Source organism: Candidatus Nitrotoga fabula, from assembly GCF_905221025.1.
Classification (GTDB): domain Bacteria; phylum Pseudomonadota; class Gammaproteobacteria; order Burkholderiales; family Gallionellaceae; genus Nitrotoga; species Nitrotoga fabula.
In genome coordinates, this window is the sequence record NZ_CAJNBL010000021.1 from 1 (window position 1) to 20803 (window position 20803).

The following is a 20803-nucleotide window of genomic DNA, read 5'->3' on the forward strand; positions in this document are numbered from 1 at the left end:
CCAGGGAATGGCTGATCTAGCGAGACAATGTCCCGCCGGGCATGTCTGAATTACGAAATTTGTATCGAATCATGATATCGACTCGAAATTAGCGAAGTATTACGTGAAAAAATCAGAGGTTCCTTTACCAATCTTGAAAATTTGTAGACCAGTAGAATTTGTATCGATTGTAAATCCGTGTTGGCTGGAAAAAGAATCAAATTTTTCCAGTCGTTCTTTAAGGAATTAAAATGACAAAAGCAGAAATAAAATTTGTTATCTCGCTGGATAACAATATGGTAGCAGAGAAGATAGAATGGAGCGCTTCGGATGCGAAAGTTCACAGCACCAGCAAAGGGGTTATGATTTCAGTTTGGGATGCTAAGGAAAACAATACCATGCGCATGGATTTCTGGACTAAGGACATGATGGTAGATGAGATGTGTCAATTTTATCATCAGACTTTTTTATCCATGGCTGACACTTTTGAGCGTGCTACTGGGGAAAAAGAGGCGGCAAAATTGATGCGTAATTTTGCTCAGCAGTTTGGAGAAAAATTGGATTTGTTTTCAAATCAAAAGTTTGATGCTTGATGCTGATAGCATTTAGCTGTGCCATATTTATTCCATAGTTGAAGAGGAAAGAGGTAATATATGAATACGGTTGGCGAATTAAGGCAGGCCCTTGAAGGTGTGCCAGATGATTGTGTTCTGAAGGGGCGGGTAGTAGCTAAAAATGGGAGCGCATGGACCTTGAATATCGAATTTTGTGCTTCGGTGCCTGCGGGATACAACGTACACGGTGGAACCATGGCGCTGCTAAAATTAACCCACCCTGATTTGGAGACTATGCCCGAGTGGCCTGCTCCTGAATGATTTGTTAGTAATGGTGGATACTTCATCGCTTATTGCAGCCTTTATTCTTGGTATTGTTGAAGGGTTGACCGAGTTTCTGCCTGTGTCCAGTACCGGACATCTGATCATTGCGGGCGAGCTTCTCAATTTCAATGATGTCAGGGGAAAAGTCTTCATGATTGTGATTCAGTTGGGTGCCATACTGGCGGTGATTTGGGAGTTTCGAGCCAAGTTGTTGACGGTAATGAATGGTTTCGTGCGGCGGGAACCTGCTGCTTGGCATTTTGTCAGAAATTTGTTGGTGGCATTTCTGCCGGCAGTTGCGCTTGGCCTGATATTTCATCATTGGATTAAAACTTATTTGTTTAACCCCTACACTGTCGCAGTGGCATTAATCGGGGGAGGCGTGGTGATATTATGGGTGGAGAAGCGTATTTTTCATCCGCGTATTGAGAATATCGAAGACATAAGCTGGCAGGATGCACTTAGGGTTGGATTTGCCCAGTCAGTAGCAATGTTTCCTGGTATTTCCCGATCGGGTGCGACGATAATGGGAGGAATGATATTTGGGCTGAATCGCCGTGTAGCTACAGAATTTTCATTCTTTCTTGCCATTCCTACTATGTTCGGGGCAGTTTCTCTCGATCTTTACAAAAATTGGCAGCTGTTATCAGCCGAAGACTTGCCGATATTTGCGGTTGGTTTTATTGCCGCATTCTTTAGTGCCTATCTGGCCGTGGCTGGCTTGCTGAAGTTTATTTCCAATCATACTTTTATCGGGTTCGCCTGGTATCGGATTGTTTTCGGATTGGTGGTGCTGGGAACCGCACTGGGCGGGGCAGTAAGGTGATAGTTGTGATTTGGTCGGTGGCCACGTAATAGAGTCAGTGCTTAACTTTGTTCCCATGGTAGTCCACGGGCACGCCAGCCACCTAACACATTGCGATGCTGGTTAGCATCTTTGTCACCCTCAAACCCTTCTAACACGTTGTAGCTTCCGGAATAACCAGCGTTGGTAGCTGCTATGGCTGCGTTATGGGAGCGGGTGCCACTGCGGCATATAAATAGTGCCAATGCTTCTTTGTCCACTTGTTGTTCTAGTTGAGTCAGGAAATAAACGTTTAATTTCATTCCGGGATAAGAAGCCCATTCAATTTCCACGGCCCCCGGGATGCGTCCTACCCACTCCAGTTCGGCCTTTGTTCGAACGTCAATCAGTTTGGTTGCAGGCGCGATTTGCAGTATTTCGTAGGCTTCAATAGGCAGGAGAGCTCCTTCATAAGGTGCATTTATTTCTTTTGCACGTTTTTGTGCAGTACTCAAGATCTCGGTAATTTTACCCATAATATTCTCCATTGGTATTGAATGCGTAATCTCCAGGCAAAAGCTACAGAAGACAGGCGCATGGCATTTTAAAGCAGAAATAAATCCTGTTCATCCATAATTTGACAAGTAGTTCATGACGGTTCGGTAAGAGGAGGTGCATATTTGTTATGCTGTTCCCGCATTTTTAAGAAAGAAGACCGGACAGAAAAATAGAGAACAAGCATATTAAATCCACTTGTCTTTGCGAATGTGGCAAAATACTTATTTAGTAGCTGGAATATAAGCTGGTGCCTTCTTAAATTCAGAGTGTTATCTTTGGCTTGATTTAATGGAATGATCCAGTTTTTAATTTAGGTGTTTACTTATATAAAGGGAATGAAGATTATGTCAAAATCGGTCGCTGATGTGCTGAAGATAATTAAAGATAACGAAGTGAAATTCGTTGACCTTCGCTTTACCGATACCCGTGGCAAAGAACAGCATGTTTCAATTCCAGCGCATGTGGTAACTGATAGCGATGATTGGTTCGAGGCCGGTCATGCTTTTGATGGCTCTTCCATTGCTGGCTGGAAGGGTATACAGTCCTCGGACATGCAGTTGATGGCCGATCCTGCTTCTGCTTTCTTGGATCCTTTCATGGATGAAACTACATTGGTGTTGACATGTGATGTTGTGGAACCGGCAGATGGAAAAGGTTATGACCGTGACCCGCGTTCGATAGCCAAGCGTGGTGAGGCGTATCTAAAATCCACTGGAATAGGCGATACTTGTTATTTCGGCCCTGAGCCGGAGTTTTTCATTTTTGATTCAGTAAACTGGCAAGTGGATATGTCCGGTTGTTTCTGCAAGGTTCATTCCGAAGAGGCGGCCTGGTCATCTGCAGAGAAATTTGACAGTGGCAATACCGGTCACCGTCCAACGGTTAAGGGCGGCTATTTTCCGGTCCCCCCGGTTGATTCGCTCCAGGATATGCGATCGGCGATGTGTCTGATACTGGAAGAAATCGGTGTCCCTGTTGAGGTTCATCATCATGAAGTCGCGACAGCCGGGCAATGTGAAATTGGTACCCGTTTTAATACCCTGGTATACCGCGCCGATCAAACTCAGAAGCTTAAGTATGTAGTGCACAATGTCGCACATCAGTATGGCAAAACAGCGACTTTTATGCCCAAGCCTATTGTTGGAGATAATGGCTCAGGCATGCATGTTCACCAGTCAATCTGGAAAGGTGGTAAAAATCTGTTCGCGGGGAATGGTTATGCCGGCCTATCAGAGACAGCATTATATTATATTGGTGGAATTGTCAAACATGCCCGTGCGCTCAATGCTATTACGAATCCTGGTACCAACTCTTACAAACGTTTGGTTCCCGGTTTTGAAGCTCCGGTAAAGCTGGCTTATTCTGCAAGAAATCGTTCTGCCTCGATTCGAATTCCATTTGTGCAGAGCGACAAGGCACGTCGCATTGAGGTACGTTTCCCAGATCCAACGGCCAATCCTTATCTGGCCTTCACAGCCATGTTAATGGCTGGCCTGGATGGCATACAGAATAAAATTCATCCGGGCGATCCTGCGGACAAAAATTTATATGACCTGCCACCGGAAGAAGATGCAAAAATTCCAACGGTGTGTTCCAGTCTCGAACAGGCTTTGGAATCACTGGACAGGGACCGTGAATTCCTGACCCGTGGTGGAGTATTTTCCAATGATTTTATTGATGCTTTCATCGAATTGAAGATGGAAGAGGTGACCCGATACAGAATGACGACTCATCCAGTTGAGTATGATATGTATTACAGTTTGTAAATGGATTATCAAGGTACGGACCTTCCCGTGAAAGTTGGTTTGCCGGTTCATCAGGTTCTCTTCTTTCATGGGGCGCATCCTGCGTGAACCGGGTATAGTCAGGCTTATCAAGGGTGAAGGGGGATCTACAGAGTACATGAGTTTCAACGGATAACGCCTTGTTGAGCATCGCTTTATTTAGCAGGCTCAACAAGGCATTTCCGGTTTCTTTCCTTATATCTTGATCAAAATAGCCCCAGTTTCGTGCTGACGAAAAGCGAATGTCAATTTTGTGGTATGCAAGCGGTTTTTCTGGCATGTCTGAAAGAGAAGAAAAAAGCAGGCTATTCGATGCTACAGACAGTTTGGTTTCTTCAGATGCGCTGGTATTGTTTGGTGCAACGGGGGATCTTGTGCACAAGAAGATCTTTCCTGCGCTATATGCACTTGCGAAGCGAGGTATTCTCTCGAAACCTGTGGTTGGCGTTGCTCGTCAGCCCTGGAGTCTTCTCCAGTTTCAGCAACGGGCCGAGGATGGAATAAAAAGTTCCTGCAAGATTGATGACAGACAGGCGCTAATTCATTTTCTTTCTTTGCTTCGGTATGTGGAGGGAGATTATAACGATCCAGGTGTTTATCTCGCGATCAAGCAGGTGCTTGCAGATTCTCGTCGGCCGGCACATTATCTCGCGATACCTCCCGCGCTTTTTGCTACGGTTATAAAAGGATTGGGTGAATCCGGACTGGCAGACAATGCAAGAGTTATCGTGGAAAAACCCTTCGGACGAGATCTGGCGTCTGCCCGGGAATTAAACAATATTGCAAAATCTGTGTTCCCGGAAGAGTCGATTTTTCGGATTGATCACTATCTTGGCAAGGAAGCGATCATGAATATCCTCTATTTCCGCTTTGCGAATTCTTTTCTTGAGCCGATCTGGAATCGGAATTGCGTGGCCAGTGTACAGATCACTCTAGCGGAAAATTTTGGAGTGGAAAGTCGTGGTGAGTTTTATGAAAGCGCGGGTTGCCTTCGTGATGTAATTCAAAACCATCTGTTCCAGATCGTGGCGCTGCTCGCTATGGAGCCACCTGCTTACCGGGGATACGAGGCCGTCCATATTGAAAAAGCAAAAGTTTTTAAGGCGATGCGTCCGTTGCAGCCTGAAGATATTGTTCGTGGCCAGTATGTTGGCTATCGGGATGAGCAGCGAGTTGCAAAGGATTCCGATGTTGAGACGTTTTGCTCTTTGCGCCTTTTTATTGATTCATGGCGTTGGGCGGGGGTTCCATGGTATCTGCGTTCTGGAAAATTTCTGGCTGCAACAGCAGCTGAGGTATTGATTCAGTTGAAGCCGCCACCTCAAAAGTTGTTTGCCGATTCTGCTCCTGAAAATGGCCGGGCCAATTATCTGCGTTTTCAGTTGTCCCCACGCTTCGTAATAGCCCTTGCGGCTCGCGTGAAGCGCATAGGCAAAGAGTTTGTTGGCGAACAACATGAACTGGATTTGCTTTACAAACAATCGGAAGAGGATATGCCTTATGCACGGTTGCTGGCAGATGCCATGGCCGGTTATAGTGTGCTATACACCCGTGCGGATGCAATTGAAGCGGCTTGGGCAGTAGTAGAGCCGGTCCTGAAATACCATGAGTCTGTAATCCCCTATTATCCCGGTAGCTGGGGGCCAGAAAAATCGGATACCTTGATAGCAGCAGATGGAGGGTGGTTTAATCCCAAACTGGAATAGTGCGAGGAAACGGATATTGTTAAATGATTCGTTTGCTTTTGGTAACAAGACCAGCATGTTGCAATGATTTTATTCAGTCAATCAATGTGTAACAGGAGAAATCATGAATCCAATCCGAAACCTGCATAATTCCGGCCAAAGAATTTGGCTCGACAATATCACACGATCACACGTGAGCTTTTGAATAGCGGGACATTAAGTTGTTATATAAAACAACTGTTTGTAACCGGCCTCACTTCAAATCCGACGATTTTTCATAATGCCATTAATAAGGGAAATGCCTATGACGAATCTATTCTTGTTCATGCATTGGGGGGGAAATCAGGCGAGGCACTCTTTTTCGAGCTTGCACTGGAAGATTTAACTCGGGCAGCCGATCTTTTTCGTCCAATTTATGATGCCAGTGAAGGATTGGACGGTTGGGTGTCGCTAGAAGTTTCCCCCTTGCTGGCCGATGCTGCTGCCAGCACCATAGAGGCGGCTATCCGGTTATATACGCAGGCGGGGCGGCCTAATTTCTTTATCAAGATTCCGGGTAATCGTGTAGGGGCTTCCGCAATTGAAGAAGTTGTTTTTGCAGGAGTGCCTGTGAATGTAACACTGCTTTTCTCGGAGGAGCATTACCTGGCAGCAGCTGATGCGTATATGCGCGGCATAGAGCGGCGCATTGCCAGCGGTCTGGATCCTAAAGTGCGCTCTGTTGCTTCGGTTTTTGTTAGCCGTTGGGATTTGGCGGTTCAGGGCAAGACGCCACCAGGCTTGAATAATTGCCTTGCCATAGCGATTGCCAAAAATATTTACAAAGCCTATCGGAATTTGTATGAATCGGCTCGCTGGCATAAGCTATATGATTCGGGAGCCTGCCAGCAAACCTTGCTCTGGGCAAGTACGGGGACCAAAGATCCCGGTTCTTCTGATACATTATATATTGAAGCACTTGTGGCACCGGATACCATCAGTACCATGCCGGAGAAGACGTTGCTTGCTTTTTCAGATCATGGAAAAGTGGAAGGTATCTTGCCAGTGGATGGGGGCGGTGCTGGCAGTGTACTCGCTGCATTTAATCAGGCAGGAATTCAGAGTGAAGAGCTGGCTTCTGATCTTCAGAGGCAAGGAATTGATATTTTTGCCAAGTCGTGGAATGATCTGGTGGACTCTATCCGGGAAAAAAGTGATATTTTGATGCAGAGCAAGTAAGAGTGTTAAGCAGGTGTTCTTTTTTCATCGGGATTGGCAAGACGGTAGCAAGAATTGTGAGCGAGCAGGCCCGGAGAAAGACAGGTATGGATGCAAATGCCAAATTGGATATGTGCGGTAACGCACAGAATCATTCAGGTCATTCATTTATTCTTTAAATGTTGAAATCTGAACATGAAGAATTATGGAAGGAGTTAGCATGGAAAATGCACTATATCTTCAGAAGGAATCTGCATCCCCGATAGGTGTCAAAAGGACCCGGAGGAAAGCTTCCACAGGAAAAAAGAAGGCGGATGTTTCTCCCGAGAAAAGGCAACAAATGATCGCGGAAGCAGCATACATGAGAGCCTTGAATCGAAACTTTGAAGGAGGAGATCCCGAAGCTGACTGGTATGCCGCGGAAGCGGAGATTGGTCTGTTGATTTCCCGATGGGGTGAATCTCATAATAAACCATAATGCATAACGATGGTATGCAGTAGTTTGCATCCTTGGATTATTCGAGGTTTTTTTGAACTCCGGGGTGTTTCGCTTGCCAAACAATATGACCAAAAATAGTTGGGGGCGATGTGTCGAGAATAAAATATGCAAAACTAGGGTAACAGAGACGTGATTGAATATTTCGGCGTGTCTGGATTGTATCCCGGAATATGGTAAGTGTAGATTTCAGAGTATTATTCTTTTTCCAGTGTCCAGAGCCTCCTTAGCAGTTTTTCGTGTATCCCGCCGAATTCGCCGTTACTCATGATCAGTATATGGTCCCCGGGGCGGGCCGCGGTGGCAATGGCAGCTATCAGTTCATCCATTTGGTCGGTTACAATAGCCCGTTGACCCAACGGAGAAAAGATTGCTCTGGCATCCCATCCCAAGCTGGAGTTGTAGCAGAATATCATATCGGCATCGCGGAGACTGGCTGGCAGGGAATTTCTCATGACTCCCAGTTTCATGGTGTTGGATCGCGGTTCGAGTACCGCCATTATGCGAGCATTTCCAGTTTTCGCGCGCAGCCCTGATAAGGTTGTTGCAATTGCAGTGGGATGATGGGCGAAATCGTCGTAAACGGTGATACCGTTGACCATTCCGCGTACTTCCATGCGCCGTTTGACATTTTTAAATTCTTTTAATGCAGAGAGGCCTTGGGTAACTGGCACACCGGCATGTCGCGCGGCAGAAATTGCTGCAAGTGCGTTGAGACGATTGTGTTCGCCCATTAGATCCAGCTGAAGTTTACCATGTGCATTACCTGAAAAAATTATGTGGTTGTGTGTGTCTATGTCCCATCCCCCAGGACAGCCAAATAGTTCCACGGGTGTCCAGCAGCCGCGTCTGATTACTCGGCTTAATGCCTCCTCTCTTCCGTTACAGATAATCAGCCCGTTACCGGGTATGGTACGAATCAGGTGATGAAATTGCGTTTCAATGAAATCAAGATCCGGGAAAATGTCTGCATGATCGAATTCCAAATTGTTAAGAATGACGGTACGTGGGTGGTAATGGATGAACTTGGAACGTTTGTCGAAGAAAGCGGTGTCATATTCATCCGCTTCAATGACAAAGAAGGATGAGTCGGTTAAACGTGCGGAAACTCCAAAATTTTGCGGTACGCCGCCAATCAGGAATCCAGGTTTCATGCCTGAATATTCCAGCATCCAGGCCAGCATGGAGCTGGTGGTAGTTTTGCCATGGGTTCCTGCGACAGCCAGTACCCATTTATCCTGCAGTAAATATTGCGCCAGCCATTGTGGTCCGGAAAGGTAGGGCAGGTTGCGATTCAGTATTTCTTCTATTAGTGGATTTCCACGCGAGATTACATTCCCGATAATAAAAATATCTGGATGAATCCCGATCTGTTCCGGGCTGAAACCTTGAATGAGTTCTATTCCCTGGGCTTCGAGCTGGGTGCTCATTGGTGGATAAACATTGGCATCGCAGCCGGTGACGCGGTATCCAGCCTGTTTTGCCAATAAGGCGATGCCGCCCATGAAGGTGCCACAGATACCCAGAATATGGATATGCATATTAAGTCCTAAAAATAAAAAACACTGCACCAATCAGGCATAGGGCGGCATACAGATAGTCCAGTTTTAGTGGTTGGTCCATATATAGCACAGCGAAAGGTACGAATACCGATAGAGTGATGGCTTCCTGCAAAATTTTCAGTTGCCCGAGGTTGAGTTCAGCAAACCCAATGCGGTTAGCGGGTACCTGCAGCAAATATTCAAATAGCGCAATGCCCCAGCTTGTCAGTGCGGCAATGTACCATGGAGATTGTGATAGGTTTTTGAGGTGGCCATACCAGGCGAAAGTCATGAATACATTTGAAGCCGTCAGGAGCAATGTGGTAAGTAACAATGGATGCGGCATAGTATTATTCTGGTCGTTCAATAGTAAAGATCCGGTATTGGGTTAAATAATAGAGACGATTCGATCCTGTATGAGAAAATTCATGAGCATGCAGAGTGTACGTTGGGAGAACTGCAAATCACAAATAGGGAAAAATTATATATTTTTAGTAACTTATTGATACAGAATGCTGCTCCATATTATGTTTCATAATTTAGTACGGGTGCTAGCCAGCGTTCTGTTTCCTCTAGGCTGAGTCCTTTGCGCTGCGCGTAATCTTTGATTTGATCCTTGTCTATTTTTGCGGTGGCAAAGTATCGTGCCTGTGGGTGAGAAAAAAAGAAGCCGCTTACGCTTGCAGCGGGCATCATGGCAAAATTTTCCGTCAGGGTAATTCCTGCCTTGCTGGTTGCATCCAGGAGCTCAAACAGGGCACTTTTCTCGGTATGATCAGGGCAAGCCGGGTAGCCTGGGGCGGGGCGGATTCCACGATATTTTTCGCTGATCAAGTCTTCGTTGCTCATTTCCTCGTCTGCGGCATATCCCCAGAATTCGCGTCGGATGCGGGCATGCAATAATTCGGCGAATGCCTCTGCCAAACGGTCAGCCAATGCTTTCAGCATTATGCTGCTGTAGTCGTCATGTTTGCGTTCATATTCTGCTACGCGTCCGTCAATTCCAATGCCGGTAGTGACCGCAAAAGCCCCGATATAATCGGGCATCCCGCTTTCTTTGGGTGCGATGAAATCTCCGAGACTCAGATTGGGTTTGTCCTCAGGCTTTACCATTTGTTGACGGAGATTGTGCCAGGTCATGGCTACCTGGTTGCGCGTTTCATTCGTGTAAATCTCGATGTCGTCGCTATGGACACTGTTGGCAGGAAACAGGCCAAAAACAGCATTTGCGCGCAACCATTTTTCTTCTATGATGTGCTTCAGCATGGATTTGGCATCTTGGAACAAGTTGCGCGCAGCTTCTCCGATAACGTTATCATTAAGAATTTCTGGATATTTCCCAGATAGCTCCCAGGTTTGAAAAAACGGTGTCCAGTCAATGTATGTGCTGATTTCAGATAGAGGGTAGTCAATCAGTGTCTGGATACCGATACTGTTGGGTTTTGGTGGGGTGTACTGTGTCCAGTCTGTCTTCAGTCCATGCGCGCGTGCTTCTGCCAGTGTATAACGCGCACCTTGGGACCTCTTGCCAGCATGAAGTTCGCGCGTTTTGGAATAATCACGTTTTATATCAGCGATGTAATGGTCGTTTAGGGTGCTGCTCAGCAGGTTGTTGCACACTCCCACGGCCCGTGATGCATCTGTCACATACACGGTTACCCCGCTGGGATAATTGGGTTCGATTTTTACTGCAGTATGGACTCGTGAAGTAGTTGCGCCGCCAATCAGCAATGGGATGGTGAAACCTTGGCGCTGCATTTCCCGGGCTACATGGGTCATTTCTTCCAGAGAGGGAGTGATCAGTCCGGAAAGACCGATTATATCGGCTTGATATTCGCGGGCCGTATCCAGAATTTTCTGGCACGGTACCATTACCCCCATGTTGATTACCTCAAAATTGTTGCACTGCAATACTACGGTTACGATGTTTTTCCCGATGTCATGCACATCGCCTTTGACCGTAGCAATGACAATTTTACCTTTGGGTTTGTTGTCACCTGAGCGGGCTTTTTCTGCTTCAATGAAAGGAACCAGATGTGCAACCGCCTGTTTCATAACACGTGCGGATTTGACCACTTGCGGTAAAAACATTTTACCGGCACCGAATAGATCTCCTACCTCATTCATGCCGTTCATCAGTACACCCTCGATTACTTTGATCGGATGCGATGCCTGTTGACGTGCTTCTTCTGTATCTTCCACGATATAGGTATTAATGCCATGTACCAGTGCGTGGGTCAGGCGTTCTTGTACAGTACCCCGCCTCCATGCGAGATCTTCGATCTTGGCCTTGGTTCCTCCGGTTACGCTATCCGCCATTGCCACCAGTCGTTCACCTGCATCCGGATGGCGGTTCAGCACTACATCCTCTACCGCTTCGCGTAAGTCGCCAGCCAGTTCATCATATACTCCGAGCTGACCGGCATTTACGATGCCCATGTTGAGCCCCGCCTGTACTGCGTGATAAAGAAACACGGTATGAATGGCTTCACGCATTGCGTCATTGCCGCGGAAAGAGAAAGATACATTGGATACTCCGCCGCTTACTTTTGCATGAGGCAGATTTTTTCTGATCCAGCGTGTAGCCTCGATAAAGTCCACTGCATAGTTGTTGTGCTCCTCTATCCCAGTAGCAATGGCAAAAATGTTTGGGTCGAAAATGATATCTTCCGGCGGAAAACCGATCTGGTGTACCAGAATGTCATAGCTGCGCTGGCAGATTTCGATTTTTCGCTGTTGTGTGTCAGCCTGGCCCTTTTCGTCAAATGCCATAACCACTGCAGCTGCGCCATAGCGGTGAATCAGGGTGGCATATCTGATGAATTCGGTTGTGCCTTCTTTCAGACTGATCGAGTTGACAATCGCTTTTCCCTGCACGCATTTAAGTCCTGCTTCAAGCACGGACCATTTGGAAGAGTCGAGCATGACCGGAACCCGTGAAATATCCGGTTCGGCTGCAATTAGATTAAGGAATTTCGTCATGGCAAACTGTGAATCCAGCATCGCTTCATCCATGTTGATATCGATAACCTGTGCGCCATTTTCTACTTGCTGCCTGGCAACGTTAACGGCTGCTTGGTAATCCCCTGAGAGGATCATGCGTGCAAACATCCGTGAGCCGGTCACATTGGTGCGTTCACCAACATTGACAAACAGTGAATTCTCTCCAATGTTGAATGGCTCTAGGCCAGATAGTCTGCACATTTTTTCGAGTTGGGGGATTTCGCGCGGAGGAATGCCTTGTAATGCATCAGCAATAGCTTTGATGTGTGCGGGTGTGGTACCGCAGCATCCCCCTACGATGTTGACGAAGCCGCTGGTGGCAAATTCCTTAACCAGCCTTGCAGTATGTTCTGGTGATTCATCATAGCCTGTTTCTGATAGTGGATTGGGTAGCCCTGCGTTTGGATGTGCACTGAGATAAGTGGTTGCAACGCGTGATAATTCTGCTATGTAAGGGCGCATCAGCTCCGCGCCAAGAGCACAATTGAGTCCGATGGACAATGGTTTGACATGTGATAGTGAATTCCAGAATGCCTCGGTTGTCTGTCCTGACAGGGTGCGTCCTGAGGCATCGGTGATCGTACCTGAAATCATAACCGGAACTTGGAGCTGGTGGCGATCAAAGAACTGTTCGATTGCAAACAGCGCAGCCTTGGCATTCAGTGTGTCGAAAATGGTTTCTACCATCAGCAGATCCGCCCCACCATCCAGCAGGCCGCGTATGGATTCGGTATAGCCTTCCACCAGCTGATCGAAAGTAATATTGCGGAAACCGGGATCATTCACGTCGGGGGAGATTGATGCAGTACGTGTAGTTGGACCAAGTACGCCTGCTACAAACCGTGGTTTGCCGGGAGTCAGTTTTTCATATTCGTTGCAGATTTCACGCGCCAGTTTTGCGCCGGCAACATTCAGCTCGTAAACCAGATGTTCCATCTGGTAGTCAGCCATGGATATTGCGTTAGCATTGAAAGTGTTGGTTTCGATAATATCCGCCCCCGCTTCCAAGTATTGTGCGTGGATATGGCGGATGATCTGGGGTTGAGTCAGTACCAGAAGATCATTGTTCCCCTTTAGATCTAACGGGTGGTTTGCATAGCTTTGGTGGGGCCAGGTCGGATCGTCATTATGTGCGGCTGTTCCGCGATAATGCTCTTCGGCGAGTTTGTATTGCTGAATCATCGTCCCCATTGCACCGTCCAGGATCAGGATGCGCTGTTTCAGCAAATGTTCAATCGGGTGGGGCTGGCGGTTCATGGTGTCGTGTCTGAAAGTGGAACTGAATTTTACCATGTATCAAGCAGGGCAAATTTTATAGGCGTTGGCATGGCCGATTGCAGCATGATGGTGCCTTGCATATCGTTACAATTTTGTTGGATCATGAGCAGATCAGACGCGAACAAAACGGCTTTAAACAATTACTTTTACTCTGCCAGCTTCCACTTCAAGGTTTGATTTGCCCGCAATGGGACCAGTCGGTCATTGCCAAATCCGATAGTCTCGGGTACTTGCCATTCCTCTTTTATTAGGGTGATTTGCCGGGTATTGCGCGGCAACCGATAAAAATCGGCGCCATAGAAACTCGCAAAGCCTTCCAGTTTGTCCAGAGCTCCACTCTGCTCGAATATTTCCGCATAGAGTTCCATTGCGGCGTGGGCGGTGTAGATACCGGCGCAGCCACAGGCAGTCTCTTTGGAATGACTTGCATGCGGGGCACTGTCCGTACCCAGGAAAAATTTTTTGTTGCCGCTGGTGGCGGCTGCGAGCAATGCCTTGCGATGAGATTCACGTTTTAGTACAGGCAGGCAATAATAGTGCGGCTGGATGCCGCCGCTGAACAGGGCATTGCGGTTGTACAGGAGATGATGAACGGTAATGGTGGCGGCGATTTGGTCGGGTGCACATGTTACAAACTGTATAGCGTCAATCGTGCTGATATGCTCCAGTATCACGCGTAAACAAGGCATGTCGCGCAGCAATGGCTCCAGTACGCGGTCTAGGAATACTGCTTCACGGTCAAAAATGTCGATTGCAGGGTCGGTTACTTCCCCATGCACAAGCAGTGGCATGCCGCAGCGCTGCATTTCTTCCAGCGCGGCATAGGTCTTTCGGATGTCGGTGACGCCCGAATCGGAGTTGGTAGTGGCACCAGCCGGGTAGTATTTGACTGCATGTACGGTATCACTTTGTTGTGCGATGCGGATTTCATCCGCTGAAGTATTGTCGGTAAGGTACAGCGTCATTAATGGTTCAAAATCCGAGTCCGCAGGGAGTGCAGCAACAATGCGAGCGCGGTAAGCTTCTGCCTGCCTGGTGGTGGTAATGGGCGGGCGCAGGTTGGGCATGATGATCGCACGGGCGAACTGGCGTGCACTATCGGGTAGCACTGAGTGCATGAAGGCGCCATCACGCAGATGCAGGTGCCAGTCATCAGGTCGGGTTAGTTTTATCAGTTCCATGCCGGTAATTTTACCTGAATGTTTAAAGCGATTGGGTATGGGATGTATGGTCGTTGCGGAAGGTTGTGGTGCAGTATGGTTGTAATTCATGGTAATGATTGTGTTAAAATAAAAAAAGTTTGGATGCCATATTCATGGCGTACCTTGCTTCTCCAGTTCCGAGGGGCGCTGCGACCCTGCTCAATCAGGGCCAGGCTTGGAATGCGGGATGCCCCTGTAGTAACGGCGCTCATTCATTTACTTGAATGGAGAGAAACATGCTGGCCGTTACCAACCCGGAATGTAGCGATTACGATTATAAGATTGCCGACATCAACCTTGCTTCCTGGGGACGCAAGGAGATTGCCATTGCTGAGACAGAAATGCCTGGGTTGATGGCAATTCGTGAGGAATATGCCTGTGTCCAGCCGCTGCGCGGTGCCCGCATTGCCGGATCTCTGCATATGACGATCCAGACGGCCGTGCTGATTGAAACCCTGGAAGCCTTGGGCGCCGAGGTGCGGTGGGCTTCCTGCAATATTTATTCCACTCAGGATCATGCAGCTGCAGCGATTGCTGCAAATGGCACGCCGGTATTTGCAGTCAAGGGTGAGACATTGGAAGAATACTGGGAATACACCCATCGTATTTTCGAATGGTCTGATGGCAGGTATGCCAATATGATTCTGGATGATGGCGGGGATGCCACCTTGCTGCTGCATTTGGGCGCGCGCGCCGAAAGAGATGCATCGGTGCTTAGCAGGCCTGTTTCCGAGGAAGAAACCTATCTGTATGCTTCCATTAAACAGCGTCTTGCCGTTCAACCTGGGTGGTATTCGAGCCGTCTAGCTGCAATCAGAGGGGTGACCGAAGAAACGACGACTGGGGTGCACCGTCTGTACCAGATGCATGCCCGTGGTGAGCTGATGTTCCCTGGAATTAATGTCAATGACTCCGTTACTAAATCCAAATTCGATAATCTGTACGGCTGCCGGGAATCCCTGGTAGATGGTATCAAACGGGCAACCGATGTGATGATTGCAGGAAAGATTGTTGTTATTGCAGGGTATGGCGATGTAGGTAAGGGTTCGGCTCAGGCCATGCGTGCTTTGTCAGCCCAAGTGTGGGTTACCGAGATTGATCCGATTTGTGCACTGCAGGCAGCCATGGAAGGCTTTCGCGTAGTCACGATGGACTATGCTGCAGAGCATGGCGATATTTTTGTTACTTGCACAGGTAATTACCATGTGATTACTCTCGAACACATGAAGAAAATGAAAAACCAGGCAATCGTATGCAATATAGGGCATTTTGATAATGAAATTGATGTGGCTTCGCTCAGGGCGTACACTTGGGAAAATATTAAGCCCCAGGTAGATCATATTATTTTCCCTGCACCTGATGGGCAGCCAGAAAAGCGCATAATCCTTCTGGCTGAAGGTCGTCTGGTGAACCTGGGTTGTGGTACTGGTCATCCTTCCTATGTAATGAGCTCATCATTTGCCAATCAGACCCTTGCGCAGATTGAGCTCTGGAGCGAGGCTGAGAAGGGAAATGGGAAATATCCGGTTGGTGTATATACTTTGCCTAAGCATCTGGATGAAAAAGTGGCGGCACTGCAATTAAAGAAGCTGAATGCACAACTGACTGCACTGACAGACCAGCAGGCGGCTTACATTGGGGTATCCAAGGAAGGCCCATACAAGCCAGATCATTATCGTTATTGATGCGCCGACCTCATATTTAAAATACTGGGGAGTTACGATGCGACTTGTTCTGATATGGGTATGCAATGCACTTGCGTTGCTTGGGGTGGCCTATTTTCTTCCAGGCATAACTGTGGATGGTTTTTTGACCGCATTGCTTACTGCATTAATACTGGGCCTGATCAACACTTTTTTGCGACCATTGCTGATTCTGCTGACATTGCCGGTTACCGTGCTGTCATTAGGATTGTTTATTTTGGTCATTAACGGTTTGCTCTTTTGGTTTGCAGGTTCAATTTTAGAAGGATTTGAGGTTGGTGGTTTTTGGGCAGGGGTATTCGGCGCTCTGCTGTATAGTGTTTTTTCCTATGTATTCTCTCTGTTTTTGCCAGTGCGGGAATAGGTGCGGCAACTGGAATCAGTAATTTTCGATCATGGAACATGCTAAATCATTTAGTTTTGAATTTTTTCCCCCTCAGACACAGGAAGGGGCAAAAAAACTTGCTATTACCTGCGGGGAATTGACCGTTCTGAAACCTGCTTTTTTTTCGGTAACTTTTGGTGCGGGCGGCTCGACGCAAGATCGCACTCTGGAAACAGTACAGCAGATCATGGCCGATGGGTATGATGCTGCGCCGCATTTGTCCTGCGTTGGTTCAACACGTGAGAACATTCGTGCGATTTTGGATTTATATAAGAAGATAGGTGTCAGGAGGATCGTGGCACTGCGTGGTGATCTCCCTTCAGGGATGGCTGTTTTTGGTGAATTCCATCATGCAAGTGATCTAGTTTCGTTCATCCGCGCCGAGACTGGGGAACATTTCCATATTGAAGTGGCTGCTTATCCAGAATTTCATCCTCAGGCGAAATCTCCGCAAGATGATCTGCGGAACTTTAAACGTAAGGTAGATGCCGGAGCAAATTCCGCCATCACTCAGTATTTTTACAATCCAGATGCATATTTTCGTTTTGTTGACGAATGCCACAGAATGGGGGTTACACTTCCTATTGTGCCCGGCATAATGCCTATTATGAAATTTTCGCAATTGGCGCGCTTTTCGGATGGATGCGGTGCAGAAATCCCACGCTGGATGCGTAAAGTTTTTGAGGGTTATGGGGATGACAGTGCATCTGTGCAGGCATTTGGACTGGACGTGGTTACCCGGTTATGTGAGCGTTTGCTTGCGGGAGGCGCGCCAGGCCTCCATTTCTATACACTGAACCAGTCCCGTCTTTCACTGGAAATCTGGAAGCGACTGGAAACCACCTGTAGGGTCTTGTTCTGAACTGGCAGATTATCGTAGGTTGTCTGAAATTTTTTGCAGGAAAGCTGAAAAGTGGTTTTTCTATATTCCCTATTGAATGCGGAAACCCGGTGATCAAGATGCCTCCGAGATGGGCTGGTTGCCAGATCAGCTGGCAAAAATGAATTCTCTTTACGTAAGAGGCTGAATTATGAATTACAATAAGAAATATGTTGCAACTTGATTTAAGACATCATTTTTTGATCGCCATGCCGGCCATGGCAGATTCTCATTTTGCAAAAACTCTTGTTTACGTTTGTGAACATAACGAACAAGGGGCACTGGGCATCATAGTGAACCGGCCAACCAATCTCACGCTAGGCGAACTGTTCGCGCAGACAAAAATCCCGGCGGATGAATTTGAACTGGCCGGCATGCCTGTATATTTTGGTGGACCGGTGCAGACTGATCGGGGTTTTGTGCTGCATAAGCCGGTAGGGCAATGGCAATCCACCTTGGCTATAAATCAAAATCTTGGCTTGACTACATCTAAGGATATTTTGTTAGCGGTAGGGGAAGGACGGGAGCCAAAAAATCTTCTGCTGACTCTGGGCTATTCCGGTTGGGCCCAAGGGCAACTAGAGCACGAATTGACTCAAAACGCGTGGCTGACAGTACCTGCTTCTGAACATATACTGTTCGAATTGCCTTCAGAGGAACGCTTGCTTGCGGCGATGGCTTTGCTGGGTGTAGATTATTCCTCGCTCTCGGAGTATGCAGGACATGCCTGAAGAGGGCAATACCATTGTTGATCACGGCGTTTTTTTGGCATTTGATTTTGGCAAGAAGCGCATTGGTGTGGCGGTTGGGAATTCGGTTTCTCGTACAGCCAGGCCATTAATTACCCTGCATGGCGAACAAAAAATGCAGCGCTTTGCTGCTATCGGGGATTTGGTTCGCGAATGGGAACCCAACGCTTTGGTAGTGGGATTGCCGTGTCATGAGGATGGTATCACGCACGAATTGACTCATCTTTGCCGGCGTTTCGCACAGCGACTTAAAGGGCGTTTTGCCTTGCCTGTGTTTTTAGTGGACGAGCGATATACTTCCGCAACGGCAAGTTTACATTTGGCTGCGATGGGAATACGTGGCATCAGGCAAAAGCCGTTGCTTGATCAGGTGGCCGCGCAGCAAATTCTGCAGGCTTATTTTGATGAGCCTGTGATAAAACAACCTGCATGAATAATCCACAACTCAATAAGCATGGTGAACTTCAGCACTTGCTGTCCACCGAGGGTTTGTCTGCATCTATTCTGTTTAAAATCCTGGATAAAGCAGATTCTTTTTTGAACGTGGCGGAAGGTCGCGAAATTAAAAAATTACCGTTATTGCACGGTATATCCATATTCAATATTTTTTTCGAGAACAGTACTCGTACCCGCACTACTTTTGAGATTGCAGCCAAGCGGCTTTCGGCGGATGTGGTTAACCTGAACATAAGCTCTTCATCTGCCAGCAAGGGCGAAAGTTTGTTGGATACAGTCGATAATCTGTGCGCCATGCATGCGGACATGTTTGTGGTGCGCCATGCGCAAAGCGGTGCCGCCCACCTGATCGCCAGGCATGTCGCGCCTGAAATTCATGTAATCAATGCAGGTGACGGGCGCCATGCGCATCCGACACAGGCGTTGCTCGATATGTTCACTATTCGATATTACAAAAAGGAATTCCATAATTTGCGGGTAGCAATTGTCGGCGATATCCTGCATTCGCGCGTTGCACGTTCACAGATTCATGCTCTCACCACTCTGGGTGTGCCGGAAGTGAGGGTGATTGCTCCGAAAACATTGTTGCCCGGTTGCGTTGACAAGCTTGGGGTGCGGGTTTTCCATGATCTGGCAGCAGGTCTGCGCGATGTGGATGTGGTAATGATGCTGCGCTTGCAGAACGAACGCATGCAGGGCGCGATTTTGCCCAGTGCCCAAGAGTATTTTAAGTATTATGGCCTTACCCAGGAAAAACTGGCGCTGGCCAGATCGGACGCAATTGTGATGCATCCGGGCCCGATGAATCGTGGCGTGGAGATTGATTCCAGCGTTGCGGACGGGGCGCAGTCCGTTATCCTGCCGCAAGTTACTTTTGGCATTGCGGTGCGAATGGCGGTAATGAGCACGCTGGCAGGAGTTGGGTGATGAATATCCGGATTAAAAACGGACATCTGATTGATCCTAAAAATAATATTGATGGCCGTCATGATTTGTTCATCATGGATGGCAGGGTGGCTGCGGTTGGCATTGCACCAGCAGATTTTGTCGCGCAGCAGGTGGTTGATGCCACAAACCTGGTTGTTGCCCCTGGCTTGATTGATCTTGCAGCAAGGCTTCGCGAACCGGGTTATGAATATAAGGCCACGCTTGAATCAGAGATGAATGCGGCAGTGGCAGGCGGTATTACGATATTGGCTTGTCCACCAGATACCGATCCTCCGTTGGATGAGCCGGGTCTGGTAGAGATGCTAAAACACCGTGCCCGGGAATTGAACAAAGCTCGGGTGTATCCCGTGGGCGCGCTGACGTACGGTTTGAAAGGTGTGGAACTTACGGAAATGGCCGAATTGGCTGATGCCGGCTGCATAGCCTTTAGCCAGGCTGATGCGGCGATTACGGATACGAGGGTATTGATGCGCTCGATGCAATATGCGGCTACCTTTGGTTTTAGCGTATGGTTAAGACCCCAGGATAGTTTTCTGGCACGTGATGGGGTGGCGCACGACGGGGAAGTGGCGACCCGTCTGGGGTTACCGGCGATTCCTGTGTGTGCTGAAACGATCGCGCTTGCTACCATGCTGCAATTGGCGCGCGAAACCGGGGTGCGGCTGCATGTCTGCCGGATATCTTCTGCTGATGGGGTGGCATTGGTGCGTGCCGCTAAGCAGCAGGGGATGCCCATTACCTGTGATGTTTCGGCCAATCATGTTCACCTGTCTGAAATGGACATCGGGTTTTTTGATGCCCATTGCCACCTGGTTCCGCCATTGCGTAGCCTGCGCGATCGTGATGCTTTGCGTGCCGGGTTGCTCGATGGATCAATAGATGCAATTTGTTCCGATCATTCTCCTGTTGATGAGGATGCCAAACAGCTGCCTTTCGCTGAGGCTGAAGCGGGAGCTACAGGGCTGGAACTATTATTGCCGCTTGCTTTGAAATGGGCGAGGCAGGAGCGCCGCCCCATTGCCGACGGGCTTGCCCGGATAACGCACCAGCCTGCACAAATCCTGGGCCTGGATGCAGGTCATTTGTCCGTCGGCAGTATTGCAGACGTGTGTGTGTTTGATCCTGATGTTTTCTGGCAAATAAAACCGGCTGCATTGAGCAGTCAGGGGAAGAATACGCCGTTTCTTGGTGTGGAGCTGCAAGGGCGCGTGTGCTATACCCTGATCCGTGGTCAGCTTGTTTATCAGTTTCAGCCAAAGCACGGACAGTAGTTCTGTGCAGGTGGCTTTATGCAGTA

Annotated in this window: 19 protein-coding genes and 1 riboswitch; of the genes, 14 read left to right on the forward strand and 5 right to left on the reverse strand. The window is 48.1% G+C overall.

Going from position 1 to position 20803, the window contains the following annotated elements; genetic code table 11:
* The first annotated feature begins 230 nt into the window (after positions 1-230).
* Genes gldC through KJA68_RS05580 form a run of 3 tightly spaced genes read left to right on the forward strand, consistent with a single transcriptional unit; the run spans position 231 to position 1683 of the window.
* A complete protein-coding gene (gene gldC / locus KJA68_RS05570; RefSeq protein WP_213035948.1) occupies positions 231-572 on the forward strand; it encodes a gliding motility protein GldC in 342 nt (113 codons plus the stop codon).
* 60 nt (positions 573-632) lie between these two features.
* On the forward strand, positions 633-854 hold the full coding sequence (locus KJA68_RS05575) for a hypothetical protein (protein WP_213035949.1): 222 nt from the start codon (positions 633-635) through the stop codon (positions 852-854).
* A gap of 10 nt (positions 855-864) precedes the next feature.
* Positions 865-1683, forward strand: a complete 819-nt coding sequence (locus KJA68_RS05580) for an undecaprenyl-diphosphate phosphatase (protein ID WP_213035950.1) — start codon at positions 865-867, stop codon at positions 1681-1683.
* Positions 1684-1724: 41 nt separating this feature from the next.
* On the opposite strand, the gene KJA68_RS05585 is transcribed toward KJA68_RS05580, so the two are convergent.
* A complete protein-coding gene (locus KJA68_RS05585) occupies positions 1725-2177 on the reverse strand; it encodes a rhodanese-like domain-containing protein (protein ID WP_213035951.1) in 453 nt (150 codons plus the stop codon).
* Positions 2178-2543: 366 nt separating this feature from the next.
* Here KJA68_RS05585 and glnA point away from each other — a divergent pair, with 366 nt between their 5' ends.
* The 4 genes from glnA (at position 2544) to KJA68_RS05605 (ending at position 7343) form a co-directional block, all read left to right on the forward strand.
* Complete coding sequence (gene glnA, locus KJA68_RS05590; protein WP_213035952.1) at positions 2544-3965, forward strand: type I glutamate--ammonia ligase; 1422 nt, start codon at positions 2544-2546, stop codon at positions 3963-3965.
* A 260-nt stretch (positions 3966-4225) separates the two neighbouring features.
* The gene (zwf, locus tag KJA68_RS05595) at positions 4226-5689 is read left to right on the forward strand and encodes a glucose-6-phosphate dehydrogenase (RefSeq protein ID WP_320412106.1); all 1464 of its coding nucleotides are present in this window, start codon (positions 4226-4228) and stop codon (positions 5687-5689) included.
* 144 nt (positions 5690-5833) lie between these two features.
* Positions 5834-6886: a transaldolase gene (gene tal / locus KJA68_RS05600; protein ID WP_246487082.1), complete on the forward strand. Its 1053-nt coding sequence runs from the start codon at positions 5834-5836 to the stop codon at positions 6884-6886.
* Between the two features lie 199 nt (positions 6887-7085).
* A complete protein-coding gene (locus KJA68_RS05605; protein ID WP_213035953.1) occupies positions 7086-7343 on the forward strand; it encodes a DUF2934 domain-containing protein in 258 nt (85 codons plus the stop codon).
* 215 nt (positions 7344-7558) lie between these two features.
* On the opposite strand, the gene mpl is transcribed toward KJA68_RS05605, so the two are convergent.
* The 4 genes from mpl to pyrC all read right to left on the reverse strand — a co-directional run bounded on the left by mpl (position 7559) and on the right by pyrC (position 14364).
* Positions 7559-8902, reverse strand: a complete 1344-nt coding sequence (mpl, locus tag KJA68_RS05610; protein ID WP_213035954.1) for a UDP-N-acetylmuramate:L-alanyl-gamma-D-glutamyl-meso-diaminopimelate ligase — start codon at positions 8900-8902, stop codon at positions 7559-7561.
* 1 nt (position 8903) lies between these two features.
* A complete protein-coding gene (locus KJA68_RS05615; protein ID WP_213036004.1) occupies positions 8904-9248 on the reverse strand; it encodes a DMT family protein in 345 nt (114 codons plus the stop codon).
* A 179-nt stretch (positions 9249-9427) separates the two neighbouring features.
* Positions 9428-13162: a methionine synthase gene (metH, locus tag KJA68_RS05620; RefSeq protein ID WP_213036005.1), complete on the reverse strand. Its 3735-nt coding sequence runs from the start codon at positions 13160-13162 to the stop codon at positions 9428-9430.
* 167 nt (positions 13163-13329) lie between these two features.
* Complete coding sequence (gene pyrC / locus KJA68_RS05625; protein ID WP_213035955.1) at positions 13330-14364, reverse strand: dihydroorotase; 1035 nt, start codon at positions 14362-14364, stop codon at positions 13330-13332.
* Between the two features lie 154 nt (positions 14365-14518).
* Positions 14519-14602: riboswitch (S-adenosyl-L-homocysteine riboswitch) on the forward strand.
* Between the two features lie 19 nt (positions 14603-14621).
* Between pyrC and ahcY the strand changes: the two genes are divergently transcribed.
* The 7 genes from ahcY to KJA68_RS05660 all read left to right on the forward strand — a co-directional run bounded on the left by ahcY (position 14622) and on the right by KJA68_RS05660 (position 20777).
* Positions 14622-16070 (forward strand): adenosylhomocysteinase, encoded by a 1449-nt coding sequence (ahcY, locus tag KJA68_RS05630; RefSeq protein ID WP_213035956.1) that lies wholly within the window; start codon positions 14622-14624, stop codon positions 16068-16070.
* Between the two features lie 37 nt (positions 16071-16107).
* Positions 16108-16452, forward strand: coding sequence for a phage holin family protein (locus KJA68_RS05635; protein ID WP_213035957.1), 345 nt, complete (start codon positions 16108-16110; stop codon positions 16450-16452).
* Between the two features lie 31 nt (positions 16453-16483).
* Positions 16484-17335, forward strand: coding sequence for a methylenetetrahydrofolate reductase [NAD(P)H] (metF, locus tag KJA68_RS05640; protein WP_213035958.1), 852 nt, complete (start codon positions 16484-16486; stop codon positions 17333-17335).
* Between the two features lie 188 nt (positions 17336-17523).
* Positions 17524-18084, forward strand: a complete 561-nt coding sequence (locus KJA68_RS05645) for a YqgE/AlgH family protein (protein WP_213035959.1) — start codon at positions 17524-17526, stop codon at positions 18082-18084.
* Positions 18077-18535: a Holliday junction resolvase RuvX gene (gene ruvX / locus KJA68_RS05650; protein ID WP_320412107.1), complete on the forward strand. Its 459-nt coding sequence runs from the start codon at positions 18077-18079 to the stop codon at positions 18533-18535. Before KJA68_RS05645 ends, ruvX begins: the two co-directional genes overlap by 8 nt.
* Positions 18532-19485: an aspartate carbamoyltransferase catalytic subunit gene (locus KJA68_RS05655; protein WP_213035961.1), complete on the forward strand. Its 954-nt coding sequence runs from the start codon at positions 18532-18534 to the stop codon at positions 19483-19485. The genes ruvX and KJA68_RS05655 overlap by 4 nt, the downstream gene beginning before the upstream one ends.
* A complete protein-coding gene (locus tag KJA68_RS05660; protein ID WP_213035962.1) occupies positions 19485-20777 on the forward strand; it encodes a dihydroorotase in 1293 nt (430 codons plus the stop codon). The genes KJA68_RS05655 and KJA68_RS05660 overlap by 1 nt, the downstream gene beginning before the upstream one ends.
* Positions 20778-20803: the final 26 nt, after the last annotated feature.